Annotated in this window: 18 protein-coding genes and 1 riboswitch; all 18 genes read left to right on the plus strand. The window is 41.2% G+C overall.

Features of this window, described 5'->3' with window-relative positions; all coding sequences use genetic code 11:
• Positions 1 to 6: 6 nt before the first annotated feature.
• The 18 genes from PV403_RS05990 (at position 7) to thiS (ending at position 17,376) form a co-directional block, all read left to right on the plus strand.
• Positions 7 to 351 carry a cyclic-phosphate processing receiver domain-containing protein gene (locus PV403_RS05990; RefSeq protein WP_332083863.1) on the plus strand — a complete coding sequence of 115 codons (345 nt, stop codon included), beginning with the start codon at positions 7 to 9 and terminating at the stop codon, positions 349 to 351.
• Positions 348 to 665 (plus strand): thioredoxin family protein, encoded by a 318-nt coding sequence (locus tag PV403_RS05995; RefSeq protein WP_213531101.1) that lies wholly within the window; start codon positions 348 to 350, stop codon positions 663 to 665. The genes PV403_RS05990 and PV403_RS05995 overlap by 4 nt, the downstream gene beginning before the upstream one ends.
• Positions 662 to 1,435: an ABC transporter ATP-binding protein gene (locus tag PV403_RS06000; RefSeq protein ID WP_332083864.1), complete on the plus strand. Its 774-nt coding sequence runs from the start codon at positions 662 to 664 to the stop codon at positions 1,433 to 1,435. The genes PV403_RS05995 and PV403_RS06000 overlap by 4 nt, the downstream gene beginning before the upstream one ends.
• Positions 1,436 to 1,441: 6 nt before the next feature.
• A complete protein-coding gene (locus PV403_RS06005; RefSeq protein ID WP_332083865.1) occupies positions 1,442 to 2,491 on the plus strand; it encodes an SAM-dependent methyltransferase in 1,050 nt (349 codons plus the stop codon).
• A gap of 222 nt (positions 2,492 to 2,713) precedes the next feature.
• Positions 2,714 to 4,189: a protein kinase domain-containing protein gene (locus tag PV403_RS06010; RefSeq protein ID WP_332083866.1), complete on the plus strand. Its 1,476-nt coding sequence runs from the start codon at positions 2,714 to 2,716 to the stop codon at positions 4,187 to 4,189.
• Between the two features lie 41 nt (positions 4,190 to 4,230).
• Complete coding sequence (locus PV403_RS06015) at positions 4,231 to 5,283, plus strand: SAF domain-containing protein (RefSeq protein ID WP_332083867.1); 1,053 nt, start codon at positions 4,231 to 4,233, stop codon at positions 5,281 to 5,283.
• A gap of 22 nt (positions 5,284 to 5,305) precedes the next feature.
• Positions 5,306 to 6,016, plus strand: coding sequence for a ParA family protein (locus PV403_RS06020; protein WP_332083868.1), 711 nt, complete (start codon positions 5,306 to 5,308; stop codon positions 6,014 to 6,016).
• Positions 6,013 to 6,849 carry a hypothetical protein gene (locus tag PV403_RS06025; RefSeq protein ID WP_332083869.1) on the plus strand — a complete coding sequence of 279 codons (837 nt, stop codon included), beginning with the start codon at positions 6,013 to 6,015 and terminating at the stop codon, positions 6,847 to 6,849. The genes PV403_RS06020 and PV403_RS06025 overlap by 4 nt, the downstream gene beginning before the upstream one ends.
• Before the next feature lie 20 nt (positions 6,850 to 6,869).
• Positions 6,870 to 8,681, plus strand: coding sequence for a pilus assembly protein CpaF (locus tag PV403_RS06030; protein ID WP_442951735.1), 1,812 nt, complete (start codon positions 6,870 to 6,872; stop codon positions 8,679 to 8,681).
• On the plus strand, positions 8,671 to 10,740 hold the full coding sequence (locus tag PV403_RS06035) for a hypothetical protein (protein ID WP_213531115.1): 2,070 nt from the start codon (positions 8,671 to 8,673) through the stop codon (positions 10,738 to 10,740). The genes PV403_RS06030 and PV403_RS06035 overlap by 11 nt, the downstream gene beginning before the upstream one ends.
• Positions 10,741 to 10,764: 24 nt before the next feature.
• The gene (locus PV403_RS06040; protein WP_160031920.1) at positions 10,765 to 11,247 is read left to right on the plus strand and encodes an ABC transporter permease; all 483 of its coding nucleotides are present in this window, start codon (positions 10,765 to 10,767) and stop codon (positions 11,245 to 11,247) included.
• Between the two features lie 179 nt (positions 11,248 to 11,426).
• A complete protein-coding gene (locus tag PV403_RS06045) occupies positions 11,427 to 11,663 on the plus strand; it encodes a hypothetical protein (RefSeq protein ID WP_332083870.1) in 237 nt (78 codons plus the stop codon).
• A complete protein-coding gene (locus PV403_RS06050; RefSeq protein WP_213531119.1) occupies positions 11,660 to 12,211 on the plus strand; it encodes a hypothetical protein in 552 nt (183 codons plus the stop codon). Before PV403_RS06045 ends, PV403_RS06050 begins: the two co-directional genes overlap by 4 nt.
• Entirely contained in the window at positions 12,198 to 13,193 is a 996-nt protein-coding gene (locus tag PV403_RS06055) for a hypothetical protein (RefSeq protein WP_213531121.1), read from the plus strand. The genes PV403_RS06050 and PV403_RS06055 overlap by 14 nt, the downstream gene beginning before the upstream one ends.
• Before the next feature lie 154 nt (positions 13,194 to 13,347).
• A complete protein-coding gene (locus tag PV403_RS06060; RefSeq protein WP_213531123.1) occupies positions 13,348 to 14,898 on the plus strand; it encodes an ABC-F family ATP-binding cassette domain-containing protein in 1,551 nt (516 codons plus the stop codon).
• A gap of 77 nt (positions 14,899 to 14,975) precedes the next feature.
• Positions 14,976 to 15,078: riboswitch (TPP riboswitch) on the plus strand.
• A 266-nt stretch (positions 15,079 to 15,344) separates the two neighbouring features.
• Complete coding sequence (locus PV403_RS06065; protein WP_332083871.1) at positions 15,345 to 16,004, plus strand: DUF561 domain-containing protein; 660 nt, start codon at positions 15,345 to 15,347, stop codon at positions 16,002 to 16,004.
• A 17-nt stretch (positions 16,005 to 16,021) separates the two neighbouring features.
• Complete coding sequence (gene thiO / locus PV403_RS06070; protein WP_332083872.1) at positions 16,022 to 17,179, plus strand: glycine oxidase ThiO; 1,158 nt, start codon at positions 16,022 to 16,024, stop codon at positions 17,177 to 17,179.
• Positions 17,173 to 17,376: a sulfur carrier protein ThiS gene (gene thiS / locus PV403_RS06075; protein WP_442951736.1), complete on the plus strand. Its 204-nt coding sequence runs from the start codon at positions 17,173 to 17,175 to the stop codon at positions 17,374 to 17,376. Before thiO ends, thiS begins: the two co-directional genes overlap by 7 nt.

Below are 17,376 nucleotides of genomic sequence, written 5' to 3' on the forward strand. Positions count from 1 at the left end.
GGGAGAATGAACTTATTTCTGGATGATTATCGAACATGTCCACCTGGATTTACCCTTGCAAGGGATGTAGAAGAGTGTAAGCTGCTTCTTATTGAATATGATGTAAATATTTTATCCTTGGATTATGATCTAGGTTATGGCAATCCAACGGGTCTTGATATTGCTTCATTTATCGTGAATAAGCAGATGTATCCGAATGTAATTTATTTGCATACTTCAAGTGATGCTGGACGAAGAGCAATGTATGAATTACTATACATGAATAAGCCGGACCGTACCGAAGTTCATAATGGCCCTATGCCGCAGGAGCTACTTGAACAAATTGCGCAAGCATCGAGAACCAAACAATGAAACCTATTGAACAAAATGAAATTTTGCGAATGGCATGGGAAGGGAAAGCCTTTGCTCTGTATGTGTATACTCCTTTATGCGGCACTTGTCAGGCGGGCTTGCGGATGCTTGAAGTGGCAGAGTATCTCTTGCCAGAAGGGATCCTGTATGAAGCAAATATAGCAGATATCCAGAACGTGGTTCAGCAATATCAGATTACGAGTGTACCCGCTTTACTATTGTTTAGCGGAGAGAAGCAACTTCCGACTCACATTTATAAAATGGAATCGGCTCAGCATTTGTTGAATCAAATCAGGAGGGTGGTTTCTTCATGATTGGGATGCAAAATGTATCACTTCAGCGCGGTGACAAGCTTATTCTTGATGATGTAAACATTCAAATGGGTAAAGATGAAAATTGGGTCATTTTAGGAAGAAACGGAAGCGGGAAAACGACGATTCTTGAAATGATGATGGGTTACTTGTTCCCAACGAAAGGGAAAGTGAATGTACTTGATTATACCTATGGAGAATGTGACGTCCGTGAAGTCCGTAAAGAAATCGGCTACATTAGTCAAACATTAATAGAAAAGCTGGCGTTAAAAGATCCAGTATGGGAAGTAGTCGCTACTGGAGCTTACGCTTTTTTGCGTTTTTATCAGCACATCCCGGATGAAATTAAAGAAGAAGCGCATGCCAAACTTGCGGATATCGGAATTTCCCATTTAGCACAGCAGCCTTTTGGGACGCTATCACAAGGGGAACGTAAAAAGGTGCTCCTGGCGAGGTCGCTTATGGCCCATCCCAAATTATTGATTATGGACGAGCCATGCGCTGGTCTAGATCTGTACGAACGGGAGAATATGTTACTGGCCGTAGATAATCTAAGAAAGCAAGATATTGCTATTGTGTATGTAACGCATCATATTGAAGAGATTATGCCCTTATTTACTCATATTGCGCTTATCAAAGATGGGAAGGTCGCTGCGGCGGGTCCTAAAAAAGAAGTATTAACTAAAGAAACAATAATGGAAACGTACGGAATTTCTGTGGAGCTGGATTGGTTTCATGAACGCCCTTGGATACGAGTATGCAGTGGAGGTTAATAAGAATTGAGTAATCAAGAACAGACGGCAGAAGGAATCACAACCCGTTTTATATGTACAGCAAATCATGGATTTGCTCCTTATGCACAAGAAGAACTTCGGAGAATGTTTGGAACCGTAAAAAGTACAATGCTTGTCTCTGGTGAAGTGTTTTTAGCTACTTTGTCAGCACCTCAGGGAGAAGTTACAGAGCTTCTGTATCAAACGCCTCCCATTTTTCTAAGGCATTTATTCCCTATCCACTTTGAAGTGGGGATGGACGATCAAGACCATGCGTATGATCAGTTATTTCGGTTTTTACTGAATCATAGTGCACTGCAAGAAGGCACATTCAGTCTGCAGGTAAGAAAAACAGAACAGAGCTATTACGAAGGAACTTCTGGTGCATTTAAACAGCATATCTTACATGGCATTGAACTTCTCCCTGCGCAGCACGTGGTGCAGGATGCGGACCTTATCGTATCTGTATATCTTACAGAGGAACGTTTGTATGCAGGTGTATCCCGTGCGGCAGATAATCTGTCGGACTGGAATGGAGGAGCTGTTCGCTTTCAGAAGGAAGAGGGACAGATCTCAAGAGCTAAATTCAAACTGCTTGAGGCCGAAAAGACATTAGGGATTCCTTTTTCATCGTTTCATCGTGCAGTGGATATCGGTGCAGCACCAGGGGGATGGACTTCCTTCTTGCTAGAAAGAGGGCTTGAGGTTACAGCAGTTGATCCTGCCAAAATGAATCCAGTTCTTCTTAAGAATCCTAGACTTAAATATGTATCTAAAAATGCGGGAGATGTAAAATTCAAGGAAAATGAATTTGATCTTCTCGTATGTGATATGAGCTGGAGTCCAAAACTCATGGCGAGATTAGTTACCGATTTACTTTACAGCTTAAGACCTGGCGGTACAGCTGTCGTAACTGTAAAGCTAATGCATAAAAAACCAATGGCGCTGATTAAGGAAGTAACCCATATGTTTGAAGATTCTCGAATGCAGATTCAGCTTGCTAAGCAGCTTTTTCACAATCGGGACGAGATTACGTTATATATGATTAAGTATTAATGGTGGAAAAGGCAATGTCTATATAAACATATGCCTTTCGCCATATAAAAGAACATTTAAAAAAGTGCTTTACATTTGGTTCATTCCTGTCATATAATGAATCCAAAATTAACCAGTGCGATAAATGAGGGAAAGCATCCCTGTTGTATGAATTTGCAAGTAATGATTGCAAATTCAGCAATAGGGGGCTTTCTCTTTTTTTATGTACATAAGGAGGTCATTATGCGGTTTCCTTCGCGTTTAGAAAGAGGTTCTATCCTCGGAGGGAGATACCAGGTTGTCAGGAGTATCGGCCCTGGTGGAATGAGTCATGTATATATGGCAGAAGATTTAAGGCTTCCAGGAAAGAAATGGGCAATCAAAGAAAGCCTGGCGCATCCAGGATATCAAGGGAATGTAGTTACAGAAGCCGAGATGCTGATTGAACTTCAGCACCCTCGTTTACCGCAGATTGTAGATTTTTTTGAACCCGATGCAGACGGATATACCTATCTAGTGATGGATTATATTCAGGGGATAACACTTACTGAATATCTTAGCAAACATGATTTTACACTTCCCTTTGACAAGATCATCCGGATGATCCAAGAGGTAATGGAGGTTCTTGATTATTTGCACCACCGTTCACCGGCCATCATATATCGTGACTTGAAGCCGGGAAACATTATGATCACAGGAGCAGAAGAACTTCGACTTATCGATTTTGGAATTGCTCGAAATTATAAAGAGAATCATCAGCAGGATACAGTGAAACTCGGAACCATCGGATTTGCTTCACCCGAACAGTATGGCAGCGGTCAGACGGATGTAAGGTCCGATTTGTATAGTCTTGGAGCATTATTCTTATATTTGATAACCCGGGGAGCACACAGCGAATGGATACCGGGCGTAGAGCAACTGCTTCGACATGAGGCATTTCGTCCTTATATTCCGATCATCAGGAAACTGCTTCGATCTGATCCAGGAAGCAGATATCAGTCAGTAGAAGAACTTAGAGAAGAGATGTTCAAGTTATCACATCGCTCATTACCTGGTATACAAGAACAAGGAGCGGTGTTTCCACACGGAACTTGTGTTGTCTCTGTTATAGGCACAGGACCTGGCGTGGGCGTTACTCATACTTCCATAGCCATTGCTCATTATCTGGCTAGATTGAAATGCAAGGTAGCCATTATCGAATTTTCTCAGCGAGCAACTGCTTTTTCGAGAATAGATTCGATAGCTCATGGAGAAGATGGCGTAACAGAAGAACGGCGTATGTTTGAAATAACAGGGGTTCACTATTTTCGCAGAACAAGCAAGAAAGAGATTCTTCAGCTTTTAAATAGCAATTATCAATATATTGTTTTGGATCTAGGATGTGAACGTCATCCCTATTCCATGGAAGAGCTGCAGCGAAGCGATGTGCCGATTGTGGTTGGAGGAGCAGCAGAGTGGAAGCAGTCAGATCTCTATTTGTTCTCACGAAGTTATGAATCAACTGTTAAAGCAAAGTGGAATTACGTTGTACCTCTCGCCGGAAAAAACACGGTAGTAAGATTGCGAAAAAACTTGAATTCAAGACATGTATACAGTTTACCACTACAAATAGACCCATTTGATCAAGAAGATGAGGTCGATGAAGCTATATCAGACATACTTAAGGACATCGTTCCCGCGATGAAGAAAAAAAGCTTCTTTTTCAAAAAAAGAAATTAGGAAACAGCACTCAAAGTAAGGGTGTAGATAGGAGTTCACTTGTGTCAAAACTTAGACGACAGAGCAAAAAAATGATCTATGCCGGCCTTGCAGGTGCAGGAGCTGCTAGTCTTTTACTCGGAAGTTATATGTTCTACGATTTTTATGCTGACAATGTGAAACAGAATAAGCAAGAAGCACAATACGAAATAAAGCTAGGTGAGCTTACACAGCAGTTAAAGGGTGAACAAAAAGGTAGCAGGAAAGGTTATGTTGCTGCTCGGGATGTGAAGCCGGGTACGCTAATTCAGAATTCGGATGTAAAAGCGATCCAAATTTCTGCTGACCAGTCACCAGCGAATCTAATGGATAATCTGGAGGATATAAGAGGCACAGTTGCAAAAATAGAACTGCAAACCGGAACAGTCATTACCGAAGCCATGTTGTACCAAGACGAGCCGACACCAGCTGACCTAAGAAACCGTGAGATTTCAGTTATTAAACTGCCATCTGTATTATCAGCGGGGGAAATGGTCGATGTTCGTATTCAGTTTCCCACAGGTCAAGATTATATTGTTTTATCAAAGAAAAAGGTAGAAAAACTAAACGGTCCTACCATGTGGATCACATTGACGGAGGAAGAAATACTGACCTTGTCGAGCGCAATGGTTGATGCCTACTTACATAAAGCATCTCTCTATTCACTAAGTTATGTAGAACCAGAGTTTCAAGAAAGAGCTATTCCTACATATCCAGCTAACGAAAAAGTACTCCAGCTAATCGAGGTAAATCCCAATATAGTAGAACACGCGGAACAGGCTCTAGCAAAACACTTGAGAGGGACACTAGAAAGTGCACTTGCTTCCTCCCAGACAAACGTAGTCTCAGAATCAATTGAACAGGATCTTTTGACTTCACGAGGTGGAGGTATAAGCTCTTTGGGTGAATCATGGCACTCAGATCAAGATATGAACCAGACAAGCTCTGAAAGTTCGAGCGAAGCAGAAGTATGGAAAGAATCTGCGTCTGAAGAGCCCGGAAATTCCAAAGAAGTTTATGGACCGTTAGCGGAGCAAAATCAAATTTTATCACAGCCAGGGACGACAAATCCTTAAGTGAAGGGTGAAGGGCTAACCAATGAAAACATGGATATTTGCAGGTTTGGCAAGCAAAACAGACGTAACATTATATCTTAGTAAGATCCTAGCGAACATGGGTTTTAAAGTACTGCTTGTTGATGGAACCGAATATGAACGCTATAGGTATAGCATTGATCCTATCTTTTTACCGGAGTGGATTACTGAGTTTGAAGGATTCGATGTAGCTTGCGGGTTTACAAATTATAAGCGAATAGTGGATTACTTATCTAGTGTGGATGAGGATATAACCCATTATGATTTTATTCTTGTGGATGTTGAAAAGATCGATTTTTTAACCAAAGAAGAGTGGATATCAGCGGCGGCAAGACTGTGGGTCAGTACGTATCGTCGAGAGGATCTCGAGAGAGGCAAGGAATGGATTTACATACTTCAAGAGAGACTTCAAGCCGAAGAGTTACCGAGCTTTTACAGACTTTGGACGCAGATCATGGATACGACAATAGATCAGTATGCATGGGGATTTTATAATGACATTCCCATTCATTTTCATGGAACACCTGTCTCGATCTATTGGAATGAGATGGATATGGCGCTGCAAATTGAAAATGAACATATCAAAAAAATTCGTATAAAGCCATTATCTAGACAATACAAGAAATCACTTGCGTTATTGCTTGAACTCCTTACCGGATGGACATTTGCGGAGTCGAAAAAAGCCTTATCCCTTATAGAAAGGAAGAGAGCATGAGTATTGTTACTTTTTGGAGTCCATATCAGCGTAGTGGTACCACATCAAACATGATGTCAGTAGCTTATATGATTGGATTATCTGAACGTGTACGTTCCCTTGTCATGCATATGGATTATGCAGGAGAAAGCTGTGAGTTAGGGATGCCGGTTCGTGAGACGAATACCGACTTTGTAATGGATCAGTTATCCACAACCGGATGGGATGCTATGTTTCGTTTGTATTCCAGTGGAAGTTTAACAAAAGAAAAGTTTAGAGATTGTACGATACCTCTTCTGAGGGACCAGCTGGATTTACTTCCAGGGAAATATAGACTTCCTTTTACGGGAGAGATGGACCTAAGCTCTAAGCAGATATCTCCTGTTTTTAAAATTGCGAATGCGGCGTATGACCTGATATTACTGGATGCAGGAAACGGAGAAAGTAAGGAGAGAGAGATCATGAAAGATAGTGATGTTGTGGTTGTTAATCTGAATCAGAATATGCGAGAAGTAGAACAATTCTTCACAAACACGAAATGGAAGGAAGAATGGGAACAGAAGAAGATTATTATTTCACTCGGCTTATATGATCGTGATTCTAATTGCACTCCAGCCAATATTAAACGTCGTTTTGGTTATAAAGATCCAATCTTACCGATTCCATATTGTTCACCGTATAGAGATGCATGGAACCGAAGAGATATCGGTACTTACATACATCAGACGATAAATATGGATAAGAAGAGCGGAGAGATGGGAGAACTTGCTGCGAGTATTCGTGAATTATCTAAATTGATTATGGAGAGCGCTGGTTTGCGTAGTATTTTAAAACAACTCGAAAGAGGAGCATAACAGAGGGGAGGGAAGACGTAATGAATATTTTCCTTCTGCTCATATTGTCTGCCAGTTGTATTCTACTCTTATTCATGAAGTTAAGGAATAACCGAAAGATCACAGAGTCCAACCCTAAGAAAGGGAAGGAAGAAGAAGCAACATTAGTGCATGTGACAGAGTATGTGAAACAGGCGTTACATGAGTTAAGTCATAGCCAATTGGCAGATGCAGGACTGCACGAAGAGGAATATAAGCGGAAAATAAATCAAAGAGCAGAGATGAGAAGAGCACTGAAAGACTGTATATCGGGTAGCTTGAGTGATAAACATTATGTGAAGAAATTAATTACCGATGTACTTATTCATAGTTATGGACTGACAGAACGTAATATTAATGAAGCCATCCCATTTGACCGTCCTGGCGAGTTAAGTATTCAGGACCAATTCGAGATTATATTTTATATTTACCAGCAGCAATTTGGAGTAGAAGCGTTATCAAAGCTCATTGATACATATGATTTGGCAGAGCTAAGAAGGCAATCTGAATCAGACTCAGGCGGATACTACGAAATTACTTCGAAAGACATTATGTATATTTTTGAGTGTGAATATCGCGAACTGCATTTTTTAGACAAAGTTAATATTCTCGTACAGCGGGTTTATCAGCAGTATAAAGGATTCTCGGTTGTTGATGATATTCGGGATCAGCAGATTGACGGGGTAAGTGCTGGGGTGAGCGGAGTATTAGGACATGAGATGAATCCGATTCCAGATATGTCATTTCATATCCTTAAGGAAGATCATGATTATGAAATCGAATCTGAAGTTAGCCGCAGTACAGAAAGTGTTTGGATTTTTTATAGAGGAAAAACGATTCATTTATCATTTTTATCTTTTGGTTCAGAACGTGAGCTGAAAAGAGTATGCCAGAATATATACAAGTACAATCATCCGGGTCAGTTATCAGAATCCAAAGGATATAAGGTGAATGAAATGAAGGACGGATCAAGGGTAGTTGTCGTTAGACCTCCTTTTTCGGAATCCTGGGCATTTTTTGTTCGTAAATTCGATTTACCGAGTGCGACATTGCCGAAATTAATTACGGGCGCTAATTCAGATATGGTTATTGAACTCATTCGTTATCTTATGAAAGGCTGCAGAATTACATCGGTCACTGGTGCGCAAGGCTCTGGCAAAACGACCTTGTTAATGGCGATGATCGAGCATATTTATCCATATCATACCCTGCGTGTACAGGAAATGGCTTTTGAACTTCATTTACGAAAGCTGTACAGCAAACGTAATATTTTGAGCTTCCGGGAGACAGATCATATTTCAGGTCAACAGGGGCTCGATCTGCAAAAAAAGACCGATGGGACGGTTAATATTCTCGGCGAGGTTGCAAGTGACGAAGTGGCGGCTTGGATGATCCAAATGTCTCAGGTGGCCAGTCTATTTACCGTATTTACACATCATGCCAAGACCTTTCCTGATTTGATTTTTTCTCTGAGAAATTCACTTCTTAAAGTAGGAATGTTTAGACATGAACATATTGCGGAGGAACAGGTGGCGAGTGTGCTTAATTTTGATATTCATCTGAAAAAAGATGCGGATGGAGGAAGATATATCGAGCGGATTACCGAATGTGTCCCAGATCTAGCTTCATCTCGCTCAGGTGGAGAAGCTTTTACCTATCGGAATATAGTGGAGTATCGTGCTGGCATGTATCATATGGTCTCTCCGATTTCGTCACGTAATCATAAGGAAATGATCTCGCAGATGAGCAGGGAGGATGCCTCACGGTTCGAACAATTTGCAGCATCCTATTGGGGGAGCAGCCATGTCTCTTAAACAAGTATTACTTCTGATCCTGACGATATCCATCCTAGGTCTGCTCATCATTTACGTTTTCATACAGCTCACGAATCGTAAACACCATTATTCGCCGCAAAGAATGGATAACCAGAAAATTAAGAGTTCCAAAAGTCTCAGGGCTGTAATGAAAGCCTTTCTAGTTCAGTCTTATGCTTATGCAGTTAAAGTTCCTGGTGTTGCTGGTTATATTCAACTTGTCCGAAAGAAATTAAGTTATCAATATGGAATGAGTGAATACTTGCTGCGTATAGAGACGATGAAACAGACTTTTCTGATATGGGCTACCTTCCTTGTTTCAGGTATCGTTCTCATGACAATTCAGCCTGGCTTGCATTTCTTCATGTTGGTCTTGCTGGTAGGTGTTGTGGTTAACAGTCTATTTCTAGATATGGCGGTCGCTAGACAAGAACGTAAACTTTTATCTGAGATGGTAGAGTTATTTGCAGAAGTCAGGCATAGATACCATCAACATGGCATGGTCGAAGAAGCGTTATACGAAGCAGCCGAAGTGTCTCAAGGAGAAGCTGCGAGACATGCGATGCACATCTACGCTGCGCTAACATCTGTTCATCCAGATGAAGCTTTGGAACGTTATTATGAGACAGCCCCTAATCGATTTCTAAAAGCATTTGCTGGAATATCCTATATGGTAATGGAGTTTGGAGATCAGGAGGCAAGACAAGATTCCATCTATCTTAAAGGAATTGGAAGTCTAACACAGGAAATTCATCTGGAAATATTACGACTTTCAAAGCTGGATTATTTATTAAAAGGTCTTAATGTGATTAGCCTCGCTCCGGTCTTTTTCACAAAACCCATAGAGGAATGGGCAAGAAACAGTTTTCCTACGATGAATGAATATTATGAAAGCAAACATGGTTTTATTATTCTGTTGTCTATTTACATCATTATCATCGGATCCTATGCTTTATTGCAGCAGATTCAGCGGACGCAAGAGACGGGTTACCTTGCAGGAGACCGGAAGCAGATATGGGAAAAGCGATTGTATGAGTGGAAATGGATGCGGCATTTAGCATCGGCTTTTGGTCCGAAAACGGGCACCCGGTCCTATGCATCTCTTGCTAAGCTTCTTCGTGATACGAATACCCATCTCAGATTGGAATGGTTTGAAGTTAGAAGAATTACCTGCTTTATCGGATGTTTTATTTTTGCTGTAAGCAGTGTCGGTATCTTGCATCATATTCAAAGAAATCATATCTCAAATCAGCCTGTTGTGAACGCTACTGTATTTGGAGAATTACCGCAAGCCGAGAAGGAAACCTCACTTTGGTGGACAACTCTCGACCAGAAAGTAATGAAAGATTTGAACATGAGTGCGAGCAGCACCTACGAACAGATTGAGAATTCTTTGCATCGTCACTCAGATAAAAAGTTGCTTCATGAAGATATAAATACTTCAGTACATCGAATTACAGAGAAGCTCCAGGCGTGGAATCATGAAGTTTTTCATTGGTGGGAACTGTTGTCTTGTCTGTTCATAGCTTACATAGGTTACCATCTTCCCTTATTGCTGCTTTACACCGAAAGGCGTTTCCGCAGAATGGATATGAGGCATGAAGTATACCAGTATCAGACTGTAATTTCGATTCTTCGGGATATGGACCGAATGTCGGTTGAAGAAATACTCGAATGGCTGAATCGTTTCGCAGTGATTTTCAAAACTCCGCTGCAAAAATGTCTTCTTCACTATGAACATGGCCCTGAAGAAGCTTTGGAACAGTTAAAGGAAGAAATAACTTTGCCTGAGTTCCAAAGGATTGTAGACAAGCTTATCCTAGCGCTTGGTACGATCACGATAAAGGAAGCATTCGATGATTTGGATCATCAGATGTCCTTTTATTTTGAACAGAGAAGACAAGAATACGCGAAGACGATCGAGACGAAAGCAGAATGGGGCCGCATCATTGGTTTTACTCCGATGTATGCTCTGATTTTTCTTTATCTGGTGCTCCCGCTGATCGTGGTCAGTTTTACGCAAATGAATGTTTATTACGAACAAATTCAAAAAATATAAATTGAGAACTCGGAGGCATTAAAAATGAATAACGCATCTTCCGCATTAAAAGTAGCAGCAGGTATTTTTCTTACCATCGCCTTGATAACGATTGTGGTCATTCTCTTTATTTCAGCTCAGGAGGCAACCAAGACAGCCCAAAATAACTTTGCTGATATTCAGACTGAATTATCACAAACATCGTTTACCGTTTATGACGGAACGACTATTAGCGGATCTCAAGTAACGAATGCACTTCGTAAATTCAAAGGAAAAGACCAGTTCGGTATTTACATTAAAACAGGTAAAAATGCAGCAGGACAATGGTACGGATATCCTCTTAATGTAACAACAGAGTCTTCCGCATATGGCGAAGTCGTAGCGCCTGAGGGGGCAACATTAGGTGCCGTTGAAAATACATTAAATGAACGTAAAAGCGAGTACGTAAATCCGAGCGGAAGATTTAAAGCTACCGTGGTGAAAGATAGTTCCAACGTGGTACGCGGACTTCTATTTACACAATCATAATTAGATGAAAAGGGGCGAGCAAGCTGGGAGAACATACACGAGACATCCTGTTAATAAGTGCAGTCATTAGCCTTTGTCTTGCCGCCTGCATTTTCACACTTTCTTTACTATCCAGTATGGAAGAAGCTGCAGAAGAGAGACGTAATTACCATGCAATCGAAGATGGAAGAATCCAGAGTGTGAGTGAATCTCCCGTGACGGAATTAATTAAAGGGGGATATGTACATGCACTTATCAATGAAACCAAGAGCACGGAGAATAGAAGATCCTATGAATCCTATAAAATAAAAGTGAATGGTCTAGATCTAGAAGAAGCAACAATCGAGATAAATTCAAGTTACCTTATAGAGTACGAAAGAGATTCAGCAGGGGTTCTTAAGCAAATCTCTTTTTGGAAGGAGGGAATTACTCCTTGATAGACAGTCTTTCAAAAATGCTTGCCGCATTGCTTGCTGTACTTCTGCTTTATATATATCCTGCGGCAGAGGCCGCAAACAGACAGGATGAGCTTTCTCAGCTGACTGTATATAATACGGTCACTAGCTTTGTTGATGCAGTAAGAACGAAAGGATATATCACTCCGACGATGTATAATCAATTTCAACAGGAATTATCTTTAACAGGAAATACATATAACACCCAAATCGAACATCTTCATAAAAAGTATGTCCCGGCGTATGATGATCCCGCCAATCAGCTGGGTTTTACAGGTGAATTTGATGCGGTAATGAATGGCTACTATAATGAGCAGATTATGCCTGTTTTATATCCTGACAATCTAGTTTCAATTGATGATCCTAGCCGGAAGTACTTTTTGACAAGCGGTGATTCTTTTCGAGTCGAAGTACAGAATACAAACCGCACACCAGGCGCTATTTTTCAGGAGTGGCTTCATTTTGGAGCTGAATCTGTGAACAGGGTAACCGCCAATTATGGGGGTATGGTGCTAAATGAGGATTACTGATTATTCCGTTCTTTTTGTAATTATCATGTTTCCTTTCTTTTGGGTTTATTCTCTACATGGGACGGATGACCTGATGGTAATGAGGTTAGAGCAGAAATATAACCAGTCGATTCAGACTGCAGTACAAGATGCAAGTCAAATGATGCATCAGAACGAGGACCCATCACTTGAAGCAAGTTATGATTCCGTCAAGCTGCTTAAGGTGGATAAAGATCTTCTACTGGATCGATTCATGCAGACCATTTCAATCAATTTTGGACTTGAAAATGACCTTCCTGCGCAGCAGGCTTTTCTTACCTACCTGCCCGCTCTTGTCGTTATCGATTATGACGGGTTCTATCTTTATCGTTCAACAGCTTACACGGATATTTCCGGAAATGAGGCAGAAAAGCATCTCTGGACGGAGAAGAAATTGTATGTATATGAAGATGACGATGGCAACCTATTTCGATTCACGCTGGATGATTATGTACACGTATATGCACAAGGTACGAATCAATGGATAGAGGGTTACCGGAATGAGCTGCAATGGCTAACCTCTGTACCTTTACTACAAGATGCAGAAGGTTTTGAAAATGTAAGAAGACAGGTCATAGTCAGCAGCATTCAAGATCATCTTGCGAGCGCCATTACATATCATAATGATCATGTACTTCGTAATGGGAATGTATATCAGTTCACATTTCCTACCATTCGACAAGAAGAGTGGTACAACACGATTGATGATGTGGGAGTCATGGCTTTTATCCAGGGAATCCCTGTTGGTGATCAGTATTACAATAATTACGCTTTTGGAAGTGGAAGATTAGTAAAAAAAGACGTGATCATCGGTGCGATCGATGAATCGACAGGTTCTAAATATTACTATAAGAGTGGTTGTGAGTTTCCTTATAGGCCGGTAGAAAGGTTCAACAATGCGAGAGAAGCGGCCGCCTCTGGTTACTATGAGCGAACTTGTTATGAAGGACAAGGCAGTTTCTAGTTTTATTCTCAAATATAATAGCAAGAAGTTTATGGCTTATTCAAACTCCTTGTTTCGGTAGAGCTCTGTCTTGTGCTAATATATCATATTAGAGTGAAATATGAACAAGATCATATAGGCATACTGCCTTACAGATAGGAGCCAATCGCACGATATGAGTTTATTGACTGTTGAAAATGTAAGTCACAATTTTGGAGATCGCACTTTATTTAAGAATGTTTCCTTCCGCCTGCTTGCAGGAGAACGTGTTGGGATTGTAGGAGCGAATGGGGTCGGCAAATCGACACTCATGAATATTTTAACGGGCAAACTGCTGAAAGACAGCGGAAAAGTGGAGTGGACACCAAAAGTTCGTTACGGTTACCTCGACCAACATACGAAACTGACTCCTGGAAAAACAATTCGGGATGTCTTGAAGGATGCATTTTTACCTTTGCTTGAACTTGAAAAAGAAATGATGGAAATCACGGAACGAATGAGTGATGCTACGCCAGAGGAACTTGAGCAATTGCTTGAGGAAATGGGCGAAATACAGGAGCAACTGGAAATCGGAGACTTCTACCTCATTGATGTAAAAGTAGAAGAAATGGCGAACGGACTTGGTTTGTCTGCTATTGGACTTGATCGGGATGTAGCCGCACTAAGCGGGGGACAACGTACGAAGGTACTCCTCGCAAAATTGCTGCTTGAGAAACCGAATGTTCTACTCCTGGATGAGCCTACTAACTATTTGGATGTAGAGCATATTGAATGGCTTACTCGTTATTTGAACGATTATCCATATGCATTCATGCTTATTTCTCATGATACGGAATTTATGAACAAGGTTGTTAATGTGATCTACCATTTGGAATTTGCGAAGCTTACGCGATATACAGCGAATTACGAAAAATTCCTTGATATGGCGGATATGAACAAAAACCAGCATATTGAAGCTTATGAGAAGCAGCAAGAGTTTATTAAGAAACAGGAAGACTTTATTCAGCGTAATAAAGCGAGATATTCTACATCAGGCCGTGCAAAGAGCCGCGAGAAACAGCTGGATCGTCTTGAACGCATTGATCGTCCTGAAGAAGCAGCGAAACCTATTTTTGGATTTAAAGAAGCTAGAGCCAGCGGAAAAACGGTATTCGAGGGGATCGATTTTGAAATCGGATATGACCGTCCGCTTCTTCCTAAGATGACGATGACGATTGAGCGCGGAGATAAAATAGCAATCGTCGGTTGTAATGGTGTAGGTAAATCAACACTGCTAAAGACCATTCTTGGTAAGATTCCGGCATATAGCGGAAAAACCTACCTTGGTGACTTTTTGTTCCCTTCTTATTTTGAACAGGAAGTTCGTCCTGAGAAAATCACACCAATCGATGATGTGTGGAATGAATTTTCTCATCTGAATCAGCATGAAGTGCGTGCTCATCTTGCTCGCTGCGGTCTTAAAAATGAACACATCACAAGACCTCTCAATATGCTCAGTGGTGGAGAACAGGCTAAAGTTCGGCTATGTAAATTAATGATGCGTGAAACGAACTGGATTCTATTTGATGAGCCTACGAATCACTTAGACGTTGTGGCAAAAGAAGAGCTGAAACGTGCGTTAAAAGAATTCAAAGGTACGGTAATTCTTGTATCTCACGAACCTGATTTCTATGAAGATTGGGTAACAAAGACTTGGGATGTGGAGGAATGGTCTCAAAAAGCTTAGTTTTAAGCTAATGAGTCTTTCTTTTACAAATTTTCTCATCTGTGTTAAAATGAGCACCTGAATATAACTTTATATCGACGAATCACTAGGGGGGCCGCTTGTCGGCTGAGATGGATATATTCCGGACCCTTTGAACCTGATCTGGTTAAAACCAGCGTAGGGAAGTGGGCTAGCAGACTTGTGCTAGTATGAGTTTTGACGTATTGAATAAAGTATATGGCTAAGTAGATGTTAAGGCGAAGAGAATTTCCTTCCTTCTTGCTTTATATATCACTTTAGTGAATGCTCATTTTCAATTCCGCCTAACCAAACCACTCCTTACGAGGAGTGGTTTTTTTGCGTTCATTGCAACCAGTTATCAGCAAGGACAGTTTCATACCAAATGTAAACTGCTAGATGAAAGCGTTGGGGTATGGTCTCACAGTGAAATTGGAAGGAGGGTTCGCTTGCCTAAAAAATGGATTGAATTTCATGTAATTTCCTCTCCGCAGATGAATCATGACTTAGAACGAAGCCATTTTACAGAGATCTGGCCGTATGTAACTTCATTACATCTACGGAAGAAGGAAAGTACTTACGAAGAAATGGAGAAACTCATACATCGGTTGCTAGAGCTAAAGATACCTGCGAATAAGTTGACCCTTAACCGTCAAACCAAACTTGCGCTTACATACCAAACAGGAGCTCTTCATGTGGGAGTGCAAGAAGTAAGCCTCGCTTTGAAAAATTCACTATACAAAGAAGGACATACAGATTCAAGAACTAAACGAGCTATAAGACTTGGTGTCTCTGTCCATTCACTGGAAGAAGCGAAGATCGCTGAAGAAGAGGGAGCAGATTATATTTTTTACGGGCATATGTACTCTTCTCATAGTAAACCTGGCATGCCTCCAAAAACACTTTCTTCCCTTCAAGAGATTTGTGGTGTGATTAACCTGCCTGTTATCGCCATCGGTGGAATTACACCCTCACGGGTTGAAGAACTGATGCTCTCAGGTGCAAGTGGGATTGCCGTAATCTCCGGAATATTACATTCAGAAGATCCGCTGGAAGCTGTCTATACGTATAGAAAAGAACTAGAAAAGTATGGGGATATCAAGGAGTAGGGAATGGAGGTAAATAGGTGACTGTGAATAGATTAGATCAGACAAATAAACGGAATTCGGAAGTGCTTGTTATCGGAGGCGGTGTCATCGGTTCTGCTATAGCCTACTACTTGTCATGTGATGGAATGGATGTAACCCAGCTGGAAGGTGCCCATCAGGCAAATGGCGCTTCTGGTCATGCGGCGGGTATGCTTGCAGCAGGGCTTGAGCATTTTTCATCAGAGGAGCTTAGGAGATGGGCTCAGCGCAGCCAGCAGCTTATGGGACCATTAATTGATAATCTAAAGCTACACAGTGAAATCAATGTAGCCATGAATGGCTCAGGCTTTGTTGTCCCCTTTATAAAAGATAGGAAACCTGGAGAAGAATTCTCAGAAACCATAGACCCCGCAAAGCAGAAACACTGGTGGGACAAGAGTAAACTTCAAGATGAAATCCCAGGTATCACTGGGAATGCAGAAGGTGCTTTGTTTTATCCAAAAGAACATCAACTGTTACCAGCCGAGTTAACCAAAGCCTATATCAAAGCTGCACAAAAGAATGGAGTTGCTTTTATCGATCACTGCTCCGTTTCAAGGCTGCTGCTCGAAAATGACCGCGTTACTGGAGTAGAGACGAATCAAGGCATTTATAGAGCAGATAAAGTAGTGGTTGCGGCAGGACTTGGCAGTGATGCAATCTTAGGGTCCATCGGTATTGAACTGAATACCTATCCTGTAAAAGGCGAAATGGTAGCCCTATCAATGAACAGTGAAACTTTACGTTATACGATCTATACTCCTGATGTTTACATTGTTCCAAAACCAAATGAGGAAATTTGGATCGGTGCCACGAGTATTCCTTACGGAAATGATCATAAGGTAAGTGCCTTTGGGCTGAATACCCTTTTACATAAAGCAACAGGCTTGGTTCCTGGCATAGAAGAAGCTGCTTTTCTGCGCACATGGGCAGGCCTAAGGCCACAAACAATAGATGGATTACCGTACATAGGAGCGTATTCTGAAGTTCAAGGCTTGTATCTTGCTGTAGGTCATTACCGGAATGGGATTTTACTTAGTGCAGTCACAGGAGAGACGATGAGCCGCTTGTTATCTGGAGAAACGGAAGATGAGATCGGTATTAGGTCCTTTTCAGCAAGCCGGATTATAAAGAAGAGGAGGGGAATTTATTGCTAATAAGGGTAAACGGACAGCACATGCAAATCGAAGAGGATCAATTAAGTGTCAAAGATTTGCTGGAGTCACTAGACCTTGGCGTAAAGACCGTTGTTATTGAATGTAACGAACAAATTTTGACGAAAGATATGCATCCAAATACATTGCTAAAAGATGGAGATCATATTGAAATTGTACATTTCGTAGGAGGGGGATAA

It is taken from the genome of Paenibacillus sp. GYB006, from assembly GCF_036577645.1.
Classification (GTDB): domain Bacteria; phylum Bacillota; class Bacilli; order Paenibacillales; family Paenibacillaceae; genus Paenibacillus.